Origin of the sequence: Lysobacter sp. (assembly GCF_035655815.1) — a bacterium.
Classification (GTDB): domain Bacteria; phylum Pseudomonadota; class Gammaproteobacteria; order Xanthomonadales; family Xanthomonadaceae; genus Lysobacter_J.
This window is the reverse complement of record NZ_DASRTS010000009.1, coordinates 25,238-42,011: the sequence shown is the minus strand read 5'-3', so window position 1 is coordinate 42,011 and position 16,774 is coordinate 25,238. Positions and strand designations below refer to the sequence as shown.

Genomic DNA, 16,774 nt, shown 5'->3' with positions numbered 1-16,774 from the left:
CAGGAGCGGCCGCCTGGGCGGTCGCGGCTTCCGGCTGCGGCGCGCCGGATGCGTCTGCCGGCGCGGCGTCGTCGCGGGCGGCCGTGGTGTCGTGGTCGCTGCCGGTGCCGGTGCCGGGTTCGGCTTCGCGCGACTTGCTCTCCGATGCGGCGCGGCTGTCGCGGCTTTCCCCGGTGCGCGGCTTCGCCTCGCTGGAGGGTTCCTCGCGTGCGTCGCCGGTGCGTTCGCCGCTCTCCGTCTTCTGGCTGGGAGCGGAACGCTCGTTGGCGCGCGGCGTGTTCGCGCTGCGCGTGCTTTCGGTGCGCGACGACGGTTGCGATTGCAGCATCCGGTCGAACGTGCCGCTGCCGGCGCCGGTGTTCGCGTCGTCGTTGGCGGGCGGCGATGCATTGCGTGACGCGTCGGCACCGCGCGCGGCGCCCACGCCCGACAGCATCGCGGAGAACAGCTGGCTCACTCCGAAGCTCCTTCATTGCCGCCGCGTCCGCGGCGTGCGCCCAGGTCGTCCAGCTCGCGTTGCACGCGCTGTTCGGCTACGCGGGATTCCTGTGCGCGGTAACTGTCGGCCAGTTGTTCCAGCACCTTGGTGTCGCGGCTGGCGAGCAGCAGTCGCGCGCGCTCGACGTCGCGGTTCTGGCGGCTGCTGTCGACGATGCGCGTCTGCTGGTCCACCGCCGTCTCCAGCTTGGCGCGGAAGGCGATGCGGTTGGCCAGCAGCGCCGGGGCGATGGTCGCCTCCTGCGGCGTGATGGCGTATTCCTCGGCGTAGCGGCGCAATGCGTCCAGGCGCTGCTCCTGTTCGGCCAGTTGGCGGTCGCGCTCGGCGACTTCGCGGGCGGCGGCGTCCTGGCGTTGCTGCATCACGTGCAGCAGGGGGTCGAGGCGTTGCGAGCGGGTCATGCGTTCTCCGTCTTCGCGGTGGCGACAGTAGGTTCTCGGATGTCGTCGAGCAGGCGTGCGAGCGCCTCGCGGCTGGCGGCCACGTCGGCCGCCTCGCTCACGTCCTGCCCCAGGAAATTGAGGATGGCCGGCCAGCGCGCCAGCGCTTCGTCCACCACCGGATCGTTGCCGCGCTGGTAGGCGCCGATGGCGATGAGGTCGCGCTGCGCGTTGTACGCGGCCATCAGCCGCTTGAGCTTGCGGATGCGTTCGCGCCACGGCGCGTCGGTGATCTCCTGCATCACGCGGCTCACCGAGACTTCCACGTCGATGGCCGGGTACTGGCCGGCGTCGGCGATGCGGCGCGTCAGCACGATGTGGCCGTCGAGGATGGCGCGCGCGGCGTCGGCGATGGGCTCCTGCTGGTCGTCGCCTTCGGTCAGCACGGTGTAGAACGCGGTGATCGAACCACGGCCGTCGGCGCCGTTGCCGGCACGTTCGACCAGCGCGGGCAGCTTGGCGAACACGCTGGGCGGATAACCGCGCGTGGTCGGCGGTTCGCCCACCGACAGGCCGATCTCGCGCTGCGCGTGCGCGTAGCGCGTCAGCGAATCCATCAGCAGCAGCACGTGCAGGCCCTGGTCGCGGTACCACTCGGCGATGGCCGTTGCGCGCAGCGCGCCGTGCAGGCGCGCCAGCGGCGGACGGTCGGCCGGCGCGGCGACGACGACCGCGCGGCGCAGGCCTTCCTCGCCCAGCGTGGCTTCGACGAAGTCGCGCACTTCGCGTCCGCGTTCGCCGATCAGCCCCACCACGATCACGTCGGCCGCGGTGAAGCGGGTCATCATGCCCAGCAGTGTCGACTTGCCCACGCCGGAACCGGCGAACAGGCCCACGCGCTGGCCGCGGCCGATGGGCAGCAATGCGTTGATCGCGCGCACGCCGACGTCGAGGGAGCGCGTGATTGGTTCGCGCATCAGCGGATTGATGGAAGCGCCCGCCAGGCCGACCCAGTTCTCCGCGCGGATCGGACCGCGTCCGTCCAGCGGCACGCCGTCGCTGTCGATGACGCGGCCGAGCAGGCCTTCGCCGACCGCCACTTCGCCGCGTTGCCGGCTGGGCACCACGCGGGCATTCGGCAGCAGGCCTTCCAGGTGCGCGCTGGGCATCAGGAACGTGCGGTCGCCGGAGAAGCCGACGACTTCCGCATCCACCCACACGCCGCCGTGCGTCTCCACGCGGCAGCGTCCACCCAGCGGCGCGCTGCAGCCGGAGGCTTCCAGCGTCAGACCGACTGCGCGGCGCAGTACGCCCTCGCGCGCCAGGCCCATCGAGCGCGGCTGCGGGTTGGAGGCATCCAGTCGCGAAGCCAGGCGCAGGTTGCGCGCTTCAAGCCAGTGGGAAGCGGGGGTGGTCATGCGGTGGCCGTGCAAGATGTGGGCCGTTCGCCTCGCGGTTTGAGCCCCTCTCCCCCCGGGAGAGGGGTTGGGGGTGAGGGTCGGCGGAGTGGCGCCGCCTGCACTCGCGAAAGCACGCACTTATCCGGAGCAACACCGATCATCGACACACCGCGTGCCCCGACCCTCACCCTCGATCCCTCTCCCGGGGGAAGAGGGAAGCAAAGCGGCGCGGCGATCACTTCACCACCCCATGCGCCGCCACCGTGCTCTCCAGCACCGCCTGCAGGCGGGCGGCCAGCGTGCCGTCGATGCGCACGCTTTCGCTGTGCACGCGCAGTTCGCCGCGCGCCAAGGTGCTGTCGTTGGTCAGGCGCACGCCATCCAGGCCCGCCAGGTGCGGATAGAGCACGCCCATGTCGTCAGGATGCAGGCGCAGTTCGACGTCGCGCTGGCTGGTGCCGACGGCGTCCAGCGCTTCGCGCACCAGATCGGCCAGCAGCGCCGGATCGGCGGAATACGCCGGGCCCAGCAGCGAGCCCGCCACGCGCACGGCCAGTTCGGCCAGCGCTTCGGAGACTTCATCGTCCAGGCGCGAGAGCGGACGGGTGAAGCCGTCCAGGATGCCTTCGATCTGCGCGACCAGCCGGCGCACTTCGGCCTGGCCCGTCGCGAAACCTTCCGCGTGCCCACGCGCCAGGCCATCGGCATAGCCCTGTTCGCGTGCGGCTTCCTCGATGGCCTGCAGTTCCTCCACGCTCGGCGGCGTGGGCAGTTCCAGCACGGGCTCCGGCGCCGGCGGTTCCAGGCCCGGCGCGGTCCAGCGCACCGCGCCGGCCAGCTCGTCGCTCCAGCCGGCCAGGCTCATACGAACGCCTCGGCCTTGGCGGCCAGCTGGATGGTCCCGGCGTCGGCCATCTTGCGGACCATCGCGAGGATTTCCTTCTGCGCCGCTTCGACCTCGGCCAGGCGCACGGGGCCGCGCGCCTCCATGTCCTCCAGCAGGATTTCCGCCGCGCGCTGCGACATGTTGGCGGTGAACTTCTCGCGCACCTTCGCGTCGGCGCCGCGCAGGGCCACCGCCAGGCGCTCGTTGGGCACTTCGCGCAGCACGGCCTGCATCGCGCGGTCGTCGATTTCGGCCAGGTTGTCGAACACGAACATCAGGTCGCGGATGCGCACGCCCAGCTCGCCGTCGATCTCGCCGATGGCGCCCAGGATGGTCTCGTCCTGGCCGGAGTCCATGAAGTTGAGGATGTTGGCGGCGACCTTCACGCCGCCCACGGACGACGACTTGAGGTTCTGCGCGCCGGCGAACTGGCGCGCCATCACGTCGTTGAGCTCGTTGAGCGCATTGGGCGGAATGCCGTCCAGCGTGGCGATGCGCAGCAGCACGTCCGAGCGCACGCGCTCGGGCAGGCACTTGAGCACTTCGGCCGCCTGGTCGCTGTCCAGGTGCGCCATGACGATCGCGATGATCTGCGGATGCTCGTTGCGCACCAGGTCGGCGATGGCACGCGGCTCCATCCACTTCAGCGTGTCCAGGCCCGAGGTGTTGCGGCCCAGCAGGATGCGGTCGATCAGGCTGCTGGCGCGTTCCTCACCCAGCGCCTGCACCAGCACCGCGCGCACGTATTCGTCGGCGCCCGCGCCCAGCCCGCTGGGTTGCGCCAGGTGATCGACGAACTGGTCGATGACCTTGCCCACCGCATCGCGCGAAACGCCGCTGACCGAGGTCATCGCAAGGCCCAGCTTCTGCACTTCCTTCGCGCTCATGTGCTTGAGCACCTCGGCGGCCTGCTGCTCGCCGAGCGAGAGCAGCACCACCGCGGCGCGCTGCACGCCCGTCAGTCCCGTCGGATCAGCCATCGGATTCCACCCAGTCGCGTACCACCTGTGCCACGCGCTTGGAGTCGTTGCTCACCGCGGCGCGCGCCACTTCCAGCTTGTCGTCGAACGTCATCGTGCCCGGCGGCAGCGCGGCGGGCGCGGCGTCGGACGGCGCCGACAGGGCGACGGGAATGTCTTCCTCTTCGGTCGGCACGATCGTCGCTTCGGTCACCTTGCTCTTCTTCGGCTGCGGCTTCACGCCCAGCAGCTGGCGCAGCATCGGGCGCAGCACCGCCAGGATCAGCACCAGCACCGCCAGGCCGCCGACGGCGATGCGCAGGAATTCCATCGCACGCGGGTGCTCCCACAGCGGCACGCCTTCGTCCTGGCCGTTCTGCGCGATGTCGCGGGCGAACGGCGCATTGACCACCGATACCGCGTCGCCGCGCTGCGAGTCGAAGCCGATCGCCTGCTGCACCAGCGCCTCGATGCGCTTGAGTTCAGGCTCGGTCAGCGCGCGCACGGCCGGCTTGCCGTCCTTGCCTGCGGCGGCGGGCACGTTGTCCACCAGCACCGCGGCGGTCACGCGGCGCACGCGGCCCGGACCCTGGCGGGTGTGGGTGAGCGTGCGGTCGATTTCGTAATTGCGCACGGAGCTGCGCGTGGACGGACCGGTCTGCGTGGCCTGCTGCTGCGCCGCTGCGGCATTGGCCGGCTGCGCGGCATTGGCGGCCGTCGCGTTGGCCGGCGGTGCGGCGGGCGGCGCAGCGGGCGTGTTCGACACGCTGCCCGGCACGCCCTGCGGCGCGGCCGGACCGCCCGAGTTCGACTCGGCCAACTGCTCGCTGCGCACCATCGGCTGCTGCGGGCCGTACACCTCGCGCGCTTCCTCGGTCTGCGCGAAATCCATGTCCACGCTGACCTGCGCGCTGACGCGGCCATCGCCGGTCATCGGTTCCAGCAGTTCATGGATGCGCTGGACGTAGGTGGCCTCGAGGCGATGCTGCTGGTCGAACTGCTTCGCGGCTACGGCGGCATCGCTGTCCGGATCGACGTTGGACAGCATGCGGCCGAACTGGTCGACCACGGTGACGCGCTCCGGCGGCAGGCCGGGAATGCTGGACGCGACCAGGTGCACGATCGCATCGACCTGGCCCTGTTCCAGCGAGGCGCCGCTGTGCAACTGCAGGACCACCGACGCGCTGGCCGGCTCCTTCTGCCGCGTGAACGCGCTGGGCTTGGGCATCGCCAAGTGCACGCGCGCCTCGCGCACCGGTCGCAGGTTGGCGATGGTGCGGGCCAGTTCGGCTTCCAGCGCGTGCTGGTAGCGCGCGTTCTCGATGAACTGGCTGGTGCCGAAGCCCTGGTCGCCCTTGATCGAGTCGAACCCGGAATCGCTGTTGGATGGCAGCCCCGCCGAAGCCAGCGCCAGCTTGGCCTGGCCCAGCTGGTCCTGCGGCACCGCCAGCGCGCCCGTGCCCGGGTCGATGCGGAATGGAATCTGCGCGGTGCGCAGCAGGTCGGAGGCCTCGCTGGTCGACTTGGCGTCCAGTCCCGCGTAGACCGGCACGTAGTCCGGACGCTGCGTCCAGAAGAACAGCCACAGCCCCAGCGCGATGACTGCGGCGACCAGCGCGAACAGCCCCAGCTGGCGCACCACCGGAATGTCCTGCAGTCCGCGCAGTTCGCGCAGCTTGTTCTGGTTGGGAAGGGCGATGACGGCCATGGGCTGATGGGAATCGGGAATGGGGAGTCGGGAATCGGTTGAAGCGGATTACGTCGCTGCGTCGTCACGGTCATCGGTCCGGGCGCGTCGCTGCTTCGTGCGACTCCCAATTCCCGATCCCCGTTGCCGGACTACACCGGCATGTTCATCACGTCCTGGTAGGCCTGGACCAGCCGGTTGCGCACTTCCACCGTGGCCTTGAAGGCGACGGAGGACTGCTGCATGGCCACCATCACCCGCGCCAGGTCCGCGCGCGGGTCGCCCATTTCGAACGCCTGCTGCAACGCGCCGCTGGTGTTCTGCGCGCGGCTGACGCTATCGATGGCGTTGTTGAGGGTCTGCTGGAATCCCGGCGCCGCCGCAGAACCGGCCGTGGCGCCGGGCGCGAGCGCGCTGGGCGCGATGGCGTTGCCGGGCGCGGCATCAGGCCCGCGCATGCGCATTTCGTGCGCGCGGATCTGGGACAGGATGGAGGAGATCGCGTCGGTCATCGTGGCTGACTGCGGTGTACCTGCCAGGTACAGGCAAGCGGCGTGCCACGGTTCATGAACGGGTTTTTGGCGCGGGGTGCGTCCGGTTTTTGGCGGCTCCTCGTGGGCGCCGCGCTGCTGCGGGTTGTGCGTGCGAGGGTTGTGCCACTGACGGAGTGAACGGCTAATCCGCCGCGAGGCTTATCCCCTTGCTCATCATCCCCGCGAAGGCGGGAATCCGGTTGCTTCTGCTCGTCATTCCCGCGAAGGCGGGAATCCAGGGACGTTTCATGCTTTCCGGTAGGCGGCTCCGCCACGAAAGCGCTATAGCTGTTGCAGTTCATGGCAACAGCAGAGGCGCTGGATGTCGGCGACGCAAAGTGACCTGGGCGGCTTCCAGAAGGATGGAAGCTGTGGCTGTTGCTACTGATAAGGCACCGGTAAAGCGTGCAACGTCCTTGGATCCCCGCCTTCGCGGGGATGACGAGCAAAAGAGACGGTGGTTGCGGTTGCCCGTTGCTATTGGTGTTGCCTTTGACCTGCGACTTAAAGCGAGCCGAGCACCGGAGTCAAAGAGGGGGTGAAGAGTCGCCAGCTGTTTGAGCGGAGCGTAGCGCAGCGAGTTTTGGCGACGCCCCCTCTTTGGCGAGGAGCGCAGGGGACCGCCGCGCAGCGGCGGATCGCGTCAGGAGCAAATGGTTTTGGTTACTTTTGCCGAAACAAAAGTAACCCGCTCGCTTGCGAGCGGAAGCTTTGCACTTGCTTCATGCTTCTGATCTTCGCTGTTGCCTAAAAACATCAGCCGAAAACAACAACATCACCAGCAACAGCTTCCGCCCTGAAGGGCGGGTTACTTTTGTCTTGGCAAAAGTAACCAAAACCGTTCGCTCCTGACACTCGCCGCCGCTACGCGGCGGTGCCCTGTGCTCCTCGCTGGAAAGGGGCCGCCGCGCAAACTCGCGCCGCTGCGCGGCACTCAAACATGCACGGCTCTTCGACCCCTTCCCAGCTCCGGTGCTCGGCTCGCTTTAAGTCGCAGGTCAAAAGCAAAGGACAACGCATCAGCAACAGCAGCAACCGCCGCAGCAACCGCAACGGCGAAGCGGCCCGTTGCAAAGAGCGCCGACAACCGCCCCGATCGATCCATCCCTCAGAACCCCGACGCGAACTCCATCGTGTCGCGCTCGATGCCGTACTTGCGCAGCTTCTCCACCAGCGTGGTGCGGCGCAGGCCCAGCAGCGGGGCGGCGTGGGCGACGACGCCGCCGGTCTGGGCGAGGGCGGCGCGGATCAGGTCCAGTTCGATGTTGGCGATGTGGCCGCGCAGGTCGATGCCCTGCGGCGGCAGCGTGGTGGTCGGCGACAGCGTCGACGGATCCGGCGCTTCGGCCTGCTTCATCAGCGTCATCACCGGCACCGCGTCGGCCGGGTCCTCGAACGTCGCGTCCGCCGGCAGCTGGCTGCGATAACGCGCCGGCAGGTCGTCGGCACGCACCAGCCCGGACGGATGCAGCACCGACAGGCGCTCGAGCAGGTTGCTCAGCTCGCGCACGTTGCCCGGCCAGGCGTACTGCTGCAGCATCGCCACCGCGTCGCCGGCCAGGTTGACGCGGCCGCGGCCGCTGTCGGCCAGCTGGCGCGTGATCGCGCCGATCAGGTCGGGCAGGTCGGCGGCGCGTTCGCGCAGCGACGGCATCTCGATGGGGAACACGTTGAGGCGGTAGAACAGGTCCTCGCGGAACTTGCCTTCGGCGATGTGCGTTTCCAGGTTGCGGTGCGTGGCGGCGATGACGCGCACATCGCACTTCATGGTGGCGCCGCCGCCGACGCGCTCGAAGCAGCGCTCCTGCAGCACGCGCAGCAGCTTCACCTGCATCGCCATCGGCATGTCGCCGATCTCGTCCAGCAGCAGCGTGCCGCCTTCGGCCATCTCGAAGCGGCCCTTGCGCTGCGTCAGCGCGCCGGTGAACGCGCCTTTCTCGTGGCCGAACAGTTCGCTTTCCAGCAGGTCCGGTGGAATCGCGCCGCAGTTGATCGCGACGAACGGCTTCTCGCGGCGCTTGGAACGGGCGTGGATCGCACGCGCGGCGACCTCCTTGCCGGTACCGGACTCGCCCAGGATCAGCACGGTGGTATCGAACGCGGCCACCTGGTCGATCATGCGCGTCAGGCGCAGCACGGCCGGGCTGCGGCCGGTCGGGCCGATAGGCGGCAGTTCGCGGCGCGCGTCGTCGTCCAGGCGCTTGAGGCTGGCGCGGCGCAGCACGTCCTGCAGCTGCGCGCGGCGGATCGGGTATTCCAGCGGCCACACGGTGTCCGGGTGGATCTGCGCGCGCCACGGCGCACGCTCGGCCTGGCCCGGCAGTTCCAGTAACGGCGGATGCATCGGCTGCGCGCCCAGCCACGCGATGAAGCGTTCCCACGCATCGCTGTCGCCGGTGTCGCCCGCGACCACCGCGACCCAGTCGCTGGCGCGCGCGCGCTCCAGGTTGAGGTCGGCGGCATCGGCGACGATGCGGGGCGTGAAATCCATGAACTCCAGCAGCGTGGCGATGCGCTCGGCGCGCGCCATGTCCTGGTCGATCAACAGAATGCGCGATTCACTCATGGCGTTTCTTCCGAAGCCAGGCGCTCCAGCAGCGGGAGTACGTCCTGGATGTAGGCAAGCTTGCTGACGAAGGCGTCGGCACCGGCGCGCAGCGCGTGCTCGCGGTGCTCGGTGTCGTCGAAATGGCTGGCGATCACGATGAAGGGCAGGGGTTCGTCCTGTGCCTTGATCAGGCGCGCGGCCTGCAGGCCGCCCATTTCCGGCATCGCCATGTCCATCAGCACCACGTCCGGACGCAGGGTCTCGCACTGGGTGATGGCTTCGATGCCGTTGCCGGCGGTGCCGACCACGTTCGCCCACGGCTGCCGGCGCAGATGGCGGATCGCCGCACTGATGAAGCCCGGGTGGTCGTCGACGATGAGAATCTTCAGTTCGCGCATGGAATCGTCCTCAGCCGGCCTTCGCCAGGGCCATCGGCCTGCGGCGCAGACGGGCCGGGGCGATGGCGAGCTGGTCACGGTACTTGGCTACCGTGCGACGCGCCACGCGCACGCCCTGGCGGGCCAGCAGGCCGGCGATGGTGTCGTCGGCCAGCGGTGCGTGCGAGGGTTCGTCGTCGATAAGGCGCTTGACCATCGCCTTGACCGCGCTGCCCGACACCTCGGCGCCTTCCAGGCGCACGGCGAACAGGCGCTTGAGCTCGAACGTGCCGCGCGGGGTCTGGATGTACTTGCCGGTGGTGATGCGCGAGACGGTGGACTCGTGCATGCCGATGGCGTCGGCCACCTCGCGCAGGGTCAGCGGGGCGATGGCTTCCTCGCCGCGCTCCAGGAACGCGCGCTGGCGCTCGACCAGCACCTGCGTGGTGCGCAGCAGGGTGTCGTTGCGCATGCTGACGCCGCGCACCAGCCAGCGCGCTTCGTCAAGCAGGCCGCGCAGCACGCTGACGTCGCCAGGGGCATCGGACAGGGCGCGCTCGCAGTGCGCCGAGATGCGCACGCGCGGCGTGTGCCGGCTGTTGAGCGCCACGCGCCACTGGCCGTCGGCACGCCAGGCCACCACGTCCGGCACGACCACGTCGTGCTCGCTGGCCGGCGCCTCGTCCATCGGATGCGCGCGCAGAGTCAGGATCAGGGCGACCGCGGCGCGGACAGCGTCGGCGTCGGCCCCCAGGGCACGTCCCAGCGCGATCTCGTCGTGCGCGGCCAGCAGGTCCAGGTGGTCGCGCAGGATGCGGCTTGCGAGGTCGCGCGCGAGACCGGCCGGCTGCAGCGCCAGTTGCGCGCGCAGGCACTCGGTGGCGTCCACCGCGGCCACGCCCGGCCATTCGCCGTGCAGCACGCGCTGGCGGACCACTTCGAGCTCGCCGGCATCGACATTGCAGGTATCGGCACCGAGGCGGTGCAGTTCGTCCAGCGGCGCTTCGAGGTAGCCGCGGTCGTCGCACTGGTCCAGCCACCAGGCGGCCAGTTCGAGCTCGCGTGCGTTCCACTGCAGCGACAGCGCCTGCAGCAGGCGCACGCGCGGATCGGTCGACTCGCCGGCAGCCACGCGCAGGGAGGCGTCGTCGTAATCGCCGCCGACGCTGCCGCCGGACAGGAAGGAGGGTTCGGGCAGTTCGTCCCACGCGGCGGTGTCCAGGCGCGGGTCGGCAGCGATGTCCTCGGCGTCGTCCTCCGGCTCCTCCTGCTCGAGCAGCGGGTTGCGCTCCAGCGCCTGGCGGAGCTCGAGTTCGAGCTGCGGCGCGGTGAGCTGCAGGAGGCGGATCGATTGCAGGAGTTGCGGCGTCAGGTTGACGCCCAGCCCGAGCTTCGGGCTCATCGTAGCTTTCACGTCTGTGTCCCCATCCGCCAGAGCCGGCGGCCACGGACGTCATCGTGATGTGAAGGTGACGGCTAACGAATCGGGGCGAACCCGGACACGTTTCGGGGCAAACCTGTCGTCTTGTCGGGGCGTCCCTTACTTTGCGACGTGTTTTCGACGGCGCCTGTTGTGCCGCGTCAGGTGCTGACGCGCAAGGGCACGGCGATGGCCGTGACATTCTGGTTTTTTGACGCCGGTGCGGTGTCGGGAAAGCGGCGGACGTGTGGGCTCTGCAATGGGTGGGCCAGAGGGCGGGGCGGGCCCGATACGCTCGATTCAAGACCAGTGTCCGCCTTAGTGGCGGCGTGCTTCTCCGGGCACTCGCCGGATAAAGACTTCCCACCCACCTACCAGCCCGTAGCGCTCCTTGAGCAGGTGGCTAGGGGCTTTGAGCACATAGGCGGCGAGGGTCCGACCGAAATGCTGATCGAACGTCGTCTCCACGATCGAGGGAGTTGAACGGATGATCTCGATGGGGACACCGAGGTCGAGATGTTCGCCGACGCCATTCCAGAAGCGCGCGCCCAAATCATGTACGTGTCCGGGATAAGTGAAATCTAGGTCGAGGTGTGCGATACGGGCAAGTTTCATCAGGGGCACTACGTAGGGTGTCCGCGCATAGAACATTCCCCCCGGGCGTAACGCCGCAAACAGCATTGCGAGGGTGTCCTTGGGGTAGGGGATGTGCTCCAGGATCGCGCTTGCAAGCACGAGATCCGCGGCAGCATGGGGAATCTCAGCCAAGTCCTTGGCGCGGACTACCACGATCCGCGTGTCGTCGACGGTGGTCGTGGTCGGATTGTGGTCGACCAAGACGATGCGCACGGTGCGTGCACCTCGTTCCAGAAGTTGGCGCGCCGCGAGCACCGAATGGGTCCCGTCGCCACCGCCGAAATCGACAATCAGGACGTCGCGCTCCCCGAGCTGACCAAGCGAGGCGAACGTGTGCCGAATGATGTGGCTGGCCAGCCTCTCGGGCCTATCGAACGTGACCTGCTCGGGCTGGTCCTCGTAATAGTCACCGTAATATCTTTCCAGCACCTCCGGACGTGGCATGCGCGAAGCGGACGTCGCATCGCAGTGCCGGCAGTGCATCAGAGCAACGGTTGGGTTTTCCTGGAGCGACGTCACCGGGACCCTCGCCTCGGAGTTGCAGAACGGGCAGGCCGGGTCTGGCGGCAACAGTTCGTCTTCGCTCAGGTGGGCGGAGCAATGGAAGGCGGCGGCTTGCATCTGGGGTCCTCGCGCGCATCGAAGGAGGTGGTGACTCAAGCGGATGAGTGCCGCCGGTCATATCGCTTCGAGTAACGTCGAGACGATGTGAAGATCTAAGCCTGGCCCTTGGTCACGCGTTCGGACGGTCGTGCAAACGCATCGCCATGCGCAGCAGTTCGATGGCGTTGCGGCAGCCCAGGGCGGCCATGATGCGGGCGCGGTGGGTTTCCACCGTTTTGATGCTGATGCCCAGGTCCGCGGCGATCTGCTTGCTGGTGCGGCCGGCGCCCAGGGCGGCGAGGATTTCGCGCTGGCGCGGGGGCAGGGCGTCGATGCCGTCTTCGGTACGCGGGCGGGCGAACAACTGCGGCGCCGAGACCTGCGGGCTGAGGTAGGTGCGGCCAGCAGCGGCGGCACGGATGGCGATCTCTAGCTCGGCCGGCGCGGCTTCCTTCACGACGAAGCCGCTGGCGCCACGGGCGAGGGCCTCGCGCACGTGCGCCGGGTCGTCGTGCATGGACATCACCACCACCGCGCAGGCTGGCTGGTCGCGGCGGAGTTCGACGAGTGCTTCGAAGCCGCTGCGACCGGGCATCGACAGGTCCAGCAGGACGATGTCCGGCTGGTGCTGGCGAGAACCGACGACGGCCTGGTCGGCGTTCGCTGCTTCGCCCACCACTTCGATGTCCGCGAAGGACTCAAGCAGACGGCGAAGCCCCGCTCGGACCAGGGTGTGGTCGTCACAGATCAGTACGCGCAACAACCCCGAACCCACTCCGTTCCCCAGTGCCGATTTCCGTCCGGGCACCTTAGCGGAGGTGACGTGGAGCGGCCATGCGTTCACGTCAGGAATGTGACGGCCGCTCCAGATGCGCGGCCATCCGCAGGCGTACCGGACGCGACTGGATGGTCCGTCCGGAGTGCGGAAACGTGAGCGATTACAGGGATTTACATCCGGTCCCGCACTAGCCGAAAGTCAGCGCAGGCGACGGCTTTCCGCCACCTGGCGGCGATGCAGGCGGAACAGGTGACGTTCCAGGGCATCGGACAGGGCCGGCGACAGCGGACCGAACTCCAGCCACACCTCGCGGCCGTCGGTGGCGATGACTCGCGCGGGCAGGTCGATGCAGTCCGGCAGCCATTCGGCCGGCTGCACGCGCAGCACGCCGGCGGTGCCCGGGCGCACGGCGATCGCGTCGCCCTGCATCGACACGCGCGCGCCCCGCGGCGACCAGCGCAGCAGGGTGGGTTGCGGCAGCTGGCCGCGTTCGCGCATCAGCCGGCCGAACAGGCCCAGCAGCAGGTCGACCTTGGCTTCCACACGTTGCAGCGCGGACGAGGTTTCGGCCAGGTCGTCCTTGTCCTCGGTGCCGCGCACGTTCTCGCTGTGCGCCAGCGCGACCAGCAGCATCTCGGCGCGGGCCACGCAGTCGTGGATGGGAGCGGCGTCGGGACCGTCGGGCAGGAAAGCCGCGGCGCGGCGATCCTCGTGCATCAGCACGTCGTCGAACAGCGCCGCCTCGGCCGCCTGCGGCGTCACGCAGACACTTCCCGGTAGGCGAGCGCGCCGCGGCGGTCGCGGCCCAGGCGGGCCAGCGTGCGCGCGGTTTCGTCGCGGATCAGGCTCAGGTCGCCGAGCAACGCGGTCTGGTGTTCCAGCAGTTCGCGCCACGGTCCGGCCGACAGCTGCGACACGTCGGCGCCGTCGAGTGCCTGGCGCAGTTCGCGGTCGTGCCTGGCCAGCAACTCCATGGCCTCCTCCCACAGTCCGGCGTGCACGGCAGCGCGCACTTCGGCCTCGGGCAGCGACGGAACGGCGACGGTCATGGCGCGGCCTTCGGCGTGATCGCCTGCCAGGCCGATTCGATGTCGCCCAGCAGCGAGTCCACTTCGTTCAACGCGGCCGCGTCGTTGTCGGCGTTGGCCGATACCAGGCGCTGCTGCGCATAGTCGTACAGCGACTGCAGTCCGGCCGCGATCTCGCCGCCGGCTTCCAGGTTGAGCGCGCCGCTGAGGCCGCCGATCAGGCCGCTGGCATCGCTGATGGCCTTGGCCTTGCGCGGAATGTCGCCGCGTTCCAGGCATGCGCCGGCCAGGCGGATGCGGTCGCGCGCGCCGGACAGCATGAGCGCGACGAGGCGGTGCGGGTCTGCATCGAGCACGGCAGCGCTGACGCTGGTGCTGCGGTACTGCTGGGCATAGCTGCGTGAGCCGAGCATGGCGGGTGTTCTCCTGGCTTACGACATCGAGACGAGTTGCTGCGAAAGGAAGCCGCTGCTGCCCTGCAGCTGGGTCACCAGCTGTTCCATCGCGGTGAACTGCGCGGTGTAGCGGGCCTGCAGCGACTCCATGCGCCGGTCGAGGTCTTCGTATTGCGTGTTGTAGGTCTTCAGCCGCGCGTTGAGGCTGTCGGTGCGCGAGTCGAGCAGGCCGTCGTCCTCGAGCACGCTGTCGAGCAGCTTCTCCAGGCCGGCGCCGTAGCCTTCGTCGCCGGAGAACAGGCGGCTGAGCGCGCCGGGGTCCTCGGCCAGGCCCTTGGTGAGTTCGGTGGTGTCCAGCGCCAGCGTGCCGTCGGTGTTGATCTTCAGGCCCAGCGCCTTGAAATCCACCACCTGCTCGCTGGCCAGGTTGCGCAGCTGGCTCTGCAGGCCGCGCACCATGCTGTCGCCGGTGAGCGCGGCCGCAGTGTTGGTCTCGGAGTTGTATGCGGTCAGCGACTTCGTCATCGAGATCGCAGCGTTGTACGCGCTGACGAACGACTGCAGCGTCTTCTGCAGCGCGGCGTTGTCGGTGCCGATCTTCAGGGTGAAGGTCTCGCCCGGCTTGGCCTCGGTGAGGTTGAGCGTCACGCCGGGCAGCAGGTCGGTGAGGCTGTTGCTGCTGGAGGTGCGCTCCAGTCCGTCGACCTTCACGCGCGCGTCGGTGGCGGCCACCGTCTCGCTCATCGAGGTCTGCACGCCCGGGTCGTACACCAGCGCCGACAGGCCGCCGTTGCCGCCCTGCGTGGTGATGCGCAGCTTGCCTTCGGTGCCGGTGTCGGTGGCGGTCAGCACCAGATGCTGGCCGTCGTCGGCGTTGACCAGGCTGGCCGAGACGCCCTTGCCCGCGGCGGCGGTGTTGATCGCGCTGCGGATGTCGGCCAGCGTGTTGCGGCCTTCGGTGATCTCGACCTCGATGGTCTCGTCGCCCGCCTCGATGACCAGCTTGCCGGTGCCGAGTCTGGTGTCGGCCGGCATGCCGGCGGAGGTGAGCTTGTGCGCGCTGGCCAGGGCCAGCACTTCGATGTCGTAGTCGCCCACGGCCGCGGTGGTGCCGGCGCTGGCGGTGAAGCCGGCTTCCTCGGGCACGGTGGCGGTGCGGGCGCTGCTTCCGCCGTCCTTGCGCAGCTTGTCCAGCGCGCTCTGCAGGCCGGAGAAGACGCTCTTGAGCGAACCCATCGCCGACAGCTGGGTCTTGGCGGCGTTCTCGCCGCGGGCGATGCGGTTCTCGGTCGGCGCGCGCTCGGCGGCGACGAGTTGTGCGACCAGGCTCGGGATGTCCATCCCGGAGCCGAGCGAGGAGATGGCCATGGCGACTCAGCCCCTGCGCCGTGCGACCGCGGTGCGGTGCGGGTGGCGGGATGGACAGCGTCGGGCGATGGTCATGGCGTCTCCTTGGAAAAGGGCCGACGGGAGCGCGCGTGGTGCGCGCCCCCGCCGGGTTGGATCAGCCCAGCAGGCTGAGCACGTTCTGCGGGACTGCGTTGGCCTGGGCGAGCATCGCGGTGCCGGCCTGCTGCAGGATCTGCGTGCGGGTCAGCTCGGCGGTCTCCTTGGCGTAGTCGGCGTCGCGGATACGGCTGCGCGAGGCGGACAGGTTTTCGGAGGTGCTCTGCAGGTTGGCGATGGTGGAGGTGAAGCGGTTCTGTACGGCACCCATGTCGGCGCGCGCGGAGTTCACCGACGTCAGGGCCGCATCGACGATCTGCATCGCCTTCTGCGCGCCACCGAAGCTGGAGATGTCCAGGTCGTCGGCGAAGTTGGCGGCAACCGCGGTGGTGGCGGCGGTCAGGCCCGAGCCGGCGACCGTGCCACCGACCACCAGGGCCGTGTCGGCCTTGGTCGAGGACAGCGTGATCTGGTCGCCGTCGACCGTCGCGTACACGCCGGTCTGGTCGAACTTCTTGTTGATCGCGTTGGCCACGCCGGTGGCGATGTCCTCGCCGCTGGTGCCGTTGGTGTACGACACCGTGTCGATGGTCTGGCCGTTGATGGTCAGGCCCGTCACGCTGCCGTCGGCCGCCGCGTCGGCGATCGCCGCACCGGTGACGTCGGCGGCGAAGTCCACGTCGCCCAGCGCGGCGGCGTTGGCGTCGACGATGTTGTTCACGCCGATGGTCTGGCCCGCGTTGGCGCCGACCTGGAACAGCGCGCCGGCGAAGGAACCGTCCAGCAGCTTGGTGCCGTTGAAGTTGGTCTGGTTGGCGACGCGGTCGATTTCGGCGACCAGCTGCGAGACTTCCGAGTTCAGCGCGTCACGGTCGGACTGCGAGTTGGTGGCGTTGGCCGACTGCACGGCCAGTTCGCGGATGCGCTGCAGGTTGTTGCCGATCTCGACCATCGCGCCTTCGGCGGTCTGGGCCAGCGAGATACCGTCGTTGGCGTTGCGCACGGCAACGTCGAGGCCGCGGATCTGGGTGCTGAAGCGTTCCGAGATGGCCAGGCCGGCGGCGTCGTCCTTGGCGCTGTTGATGCGCAGGCCCGACGAAAGGCGCTGGATGGTGGTCGCCAGGTTCGCGCTGTTGGTGCCCAGGTTGCGCTGGGCATTGAGCGACATGACGTTGCTGTTGATGACTTGTGCCATGGGT

The 16,774-nt window shown here is 69.0% G+C and carries 17 protein-coding genes; all 17 read right to left on the bottom strand.

What is annotated here, in order from left to right:
• A partial coding sequence (locus VFE83_RS01775; protein ID WP_324903148.1) for a hypothetical protein occupies positions 1-457 on the bottom strand: 457 nt, incomplete at its 3' end.
• Positions 454-900, bottom strand: a complete 447-nt coding sequence (gene fliJ, locus VFE83_RS01770; RefSeq protein WP_324903147.1) for a flagellar export protein FliJ — start codon at positions 898-900, stop codon at positions 454-456. The genes fliJ and VFE83_RS01775, both read right to left, overlap by 4 nt.
• The gene (fliI, locus tag VFE83_RS01765; protein WP_324903146.1) at positions 897-2,297 is read right to left on the bottom strand and encodes a flagellar protein export ATPase FliI; all 1,401 of its coding nucleotides are present in this window, start codon (positions 2,295-2,297) and stop codon (positions 897-899) included. Before fliI ends, fliJ begins: the two co-directional genes overlap by 4 nt.
• A 217-nt stretch (positions 2,298-2,514) precedes the next feature.
• Positions 2,515-3,144, bottom strand: coding sequence for a FliH/SctL family protein (locus VFE83_RS01760; RefSeq protein ID WP_324903145.1), 630 nt, complete (start codon positions 3,142-3,144; stop codon positions 2,515-2,517).
• On the bottom strand, positions 3,141-4,127 hold the full coding sequence (fliG, locus tag VFE83_RS01755) for a flagellar motor switch protein FliG (protein WP_324903150.1): 987 nt from the start codon (positions 4,125-4,127) through the stop codon (positions 3,141-3,143). Before fliG ends, VFE83_RS01760 begins: the two co-directional genes overlap by 4 nt.
• Before the next feature lie 10 nt (positions 4,128-4,137).
• Positions 4,138-5,832 carry a flagellar basal-body MS-ring/collar protein FliF gene (gene fliF / locus VFE83_RS01750; RefSeq protein ID WP_324903144.1) on the bottom strand — a complete coding sequence of 565 codons (1,695 nt, stop codon included), beginning with the start codon at positions 5,830-5,832 and terminating at the stop codon, positions 4,138-4,140.
• A gap of 131 nt (positions 5,833-5,963) precedes the next feature.
• The gene (gene fliE, locus VFE83_RS01745; RefSeq protein ID WP_324903143.1) at positions 5,964-6,323 is read right to left on the bottom strand and encodes a flagellar hook-basal body complex protein FliE; all 360 of its coding nucleotides are present in this window, start codon (positions 6,321-6,323) and stop codon (positions 5,964-5,966) included.
• A gap of 1,129 nt (positions 6,324-7,452) precedes the next feature.
• Entirely contained in the window at positions 7,453-8,910 is a 1,458-nt protein-coding gene (locus VFE83_RS01740) for a sigma-54 dependent transcriptional regulator (RefSeq protein ID WP_324903142.1), read from the bottom strand.
• The gene (locus VFE83_RS01735) at positions 8,907-9,290 is read right to left on the bottom strand and encodes a response regulator transcription factor (RefSeq protein WP_324903141.1); all 384 of its coding nucleotides are present in this window, start codon (positions 9,288-9,290) and stop codon (positions 8,907-8,909) included. The genes VFE83_RS01740 and VFE83_RS01735 overlap by 4 nt, the downstream gene beginning before the upstream one ends.
• Positions 9,291-9,300: 10 nt before the next feature.
• Positions 9,301-10,683, bottom strand: coding sequence for an RNA polymerase factor sigma-54 (gene rpoN / locus VFE83_RS01730; RefSeq protein ID WP_324903140.1), 1,383 nt, complete (start codon positions 10,681-10,683; stop codon positions 9,301-9,303).
• 324 nt (positions 10,684-11,007) lie between these two features.
• Positions 11,008-11,946, bottom strand: coding sequence for a class I SAM-dependent methyltransferase (locus tag VFE83_RS01725; protein WP_324903139.1), 939 nt, complete (start codon positions 11,944-11,946; stop codon positions 11,008-11,010).
• 112 nt (positions 11,947-12,058) lie between these two features.
• Entirely contained in the window at positions 12,059-12,688 is a 630-nt protein-coding gene (locus VFE83_RS01720; protein WP_324903149.1) for a response regulator transcription factor, read from the bottom strand.
• 216 nt (positions 12,689-12,904) lie between these two features.
• Complete coding sequence (locus tag VFE83_RS01715) at positions 12,905-13,468, bottom strand: PilZ domain-containing protein (protein ID WP_324903138.1); 564 nt, start codon at positions 13,466-13,468, stop codon at positions 12,905-12,907.
• A complete protein-coding gene (locus VFE83_RS01710; protein ID WP_324903137.1) occupies positions 13,465-13,755 on the bottom strand; it encodes a hypothetical protein in 291 nt (96 codons plus the stop codon). The genes VFE83_RS01715 and VFE83_RS01710 overlap by 4 nt, the downstream gene beginning before the upstream one ends.
• On the bottom strand, positions 13,752-14,147 hold the full coding sequence (fliS, locus tag VFE83_RS01705) for a flagellar export chaperone FliS (RefSeq protein WP_324903136.1): 396 nt from the start codon (positions 14,145-14,147) through the stop codon (positions 13,752-13,754). Before fliS ends, VFE83_RS01710 begins: the two co-directional genes overlap by 4 nt.
• Before the next feature lie 18 nt (positions 14,148-14,165).
• Complete coding sequence (fliD, locus tag VFE83_RS01700) at positions 14,166-15,497, bottom strand: flagellar filament capping protein FliD (RefSeq protein WP_324903135.1); 1,332 nt, start codon at positions 15,495-15,497, stop codon at positions 14,166-14,168.
• A gap of 136 nt (positions 15,498-15,633) precedes the next feature.
• Positions 15,634-16,770 carry a flagellin gene (locus VFE83_RS01695; protein WP_324903134.1) on the bottom strand — a complete coding sequence of 379 codons (1,137 nt, stop codon included), beginning with the start codon at positions 16,768-16,770 and terminating at the stop codon, positions 15,634-15,636.
• Between the last annotated feature and the right edge of the window lie 4 nt (positions 16,771-16,774).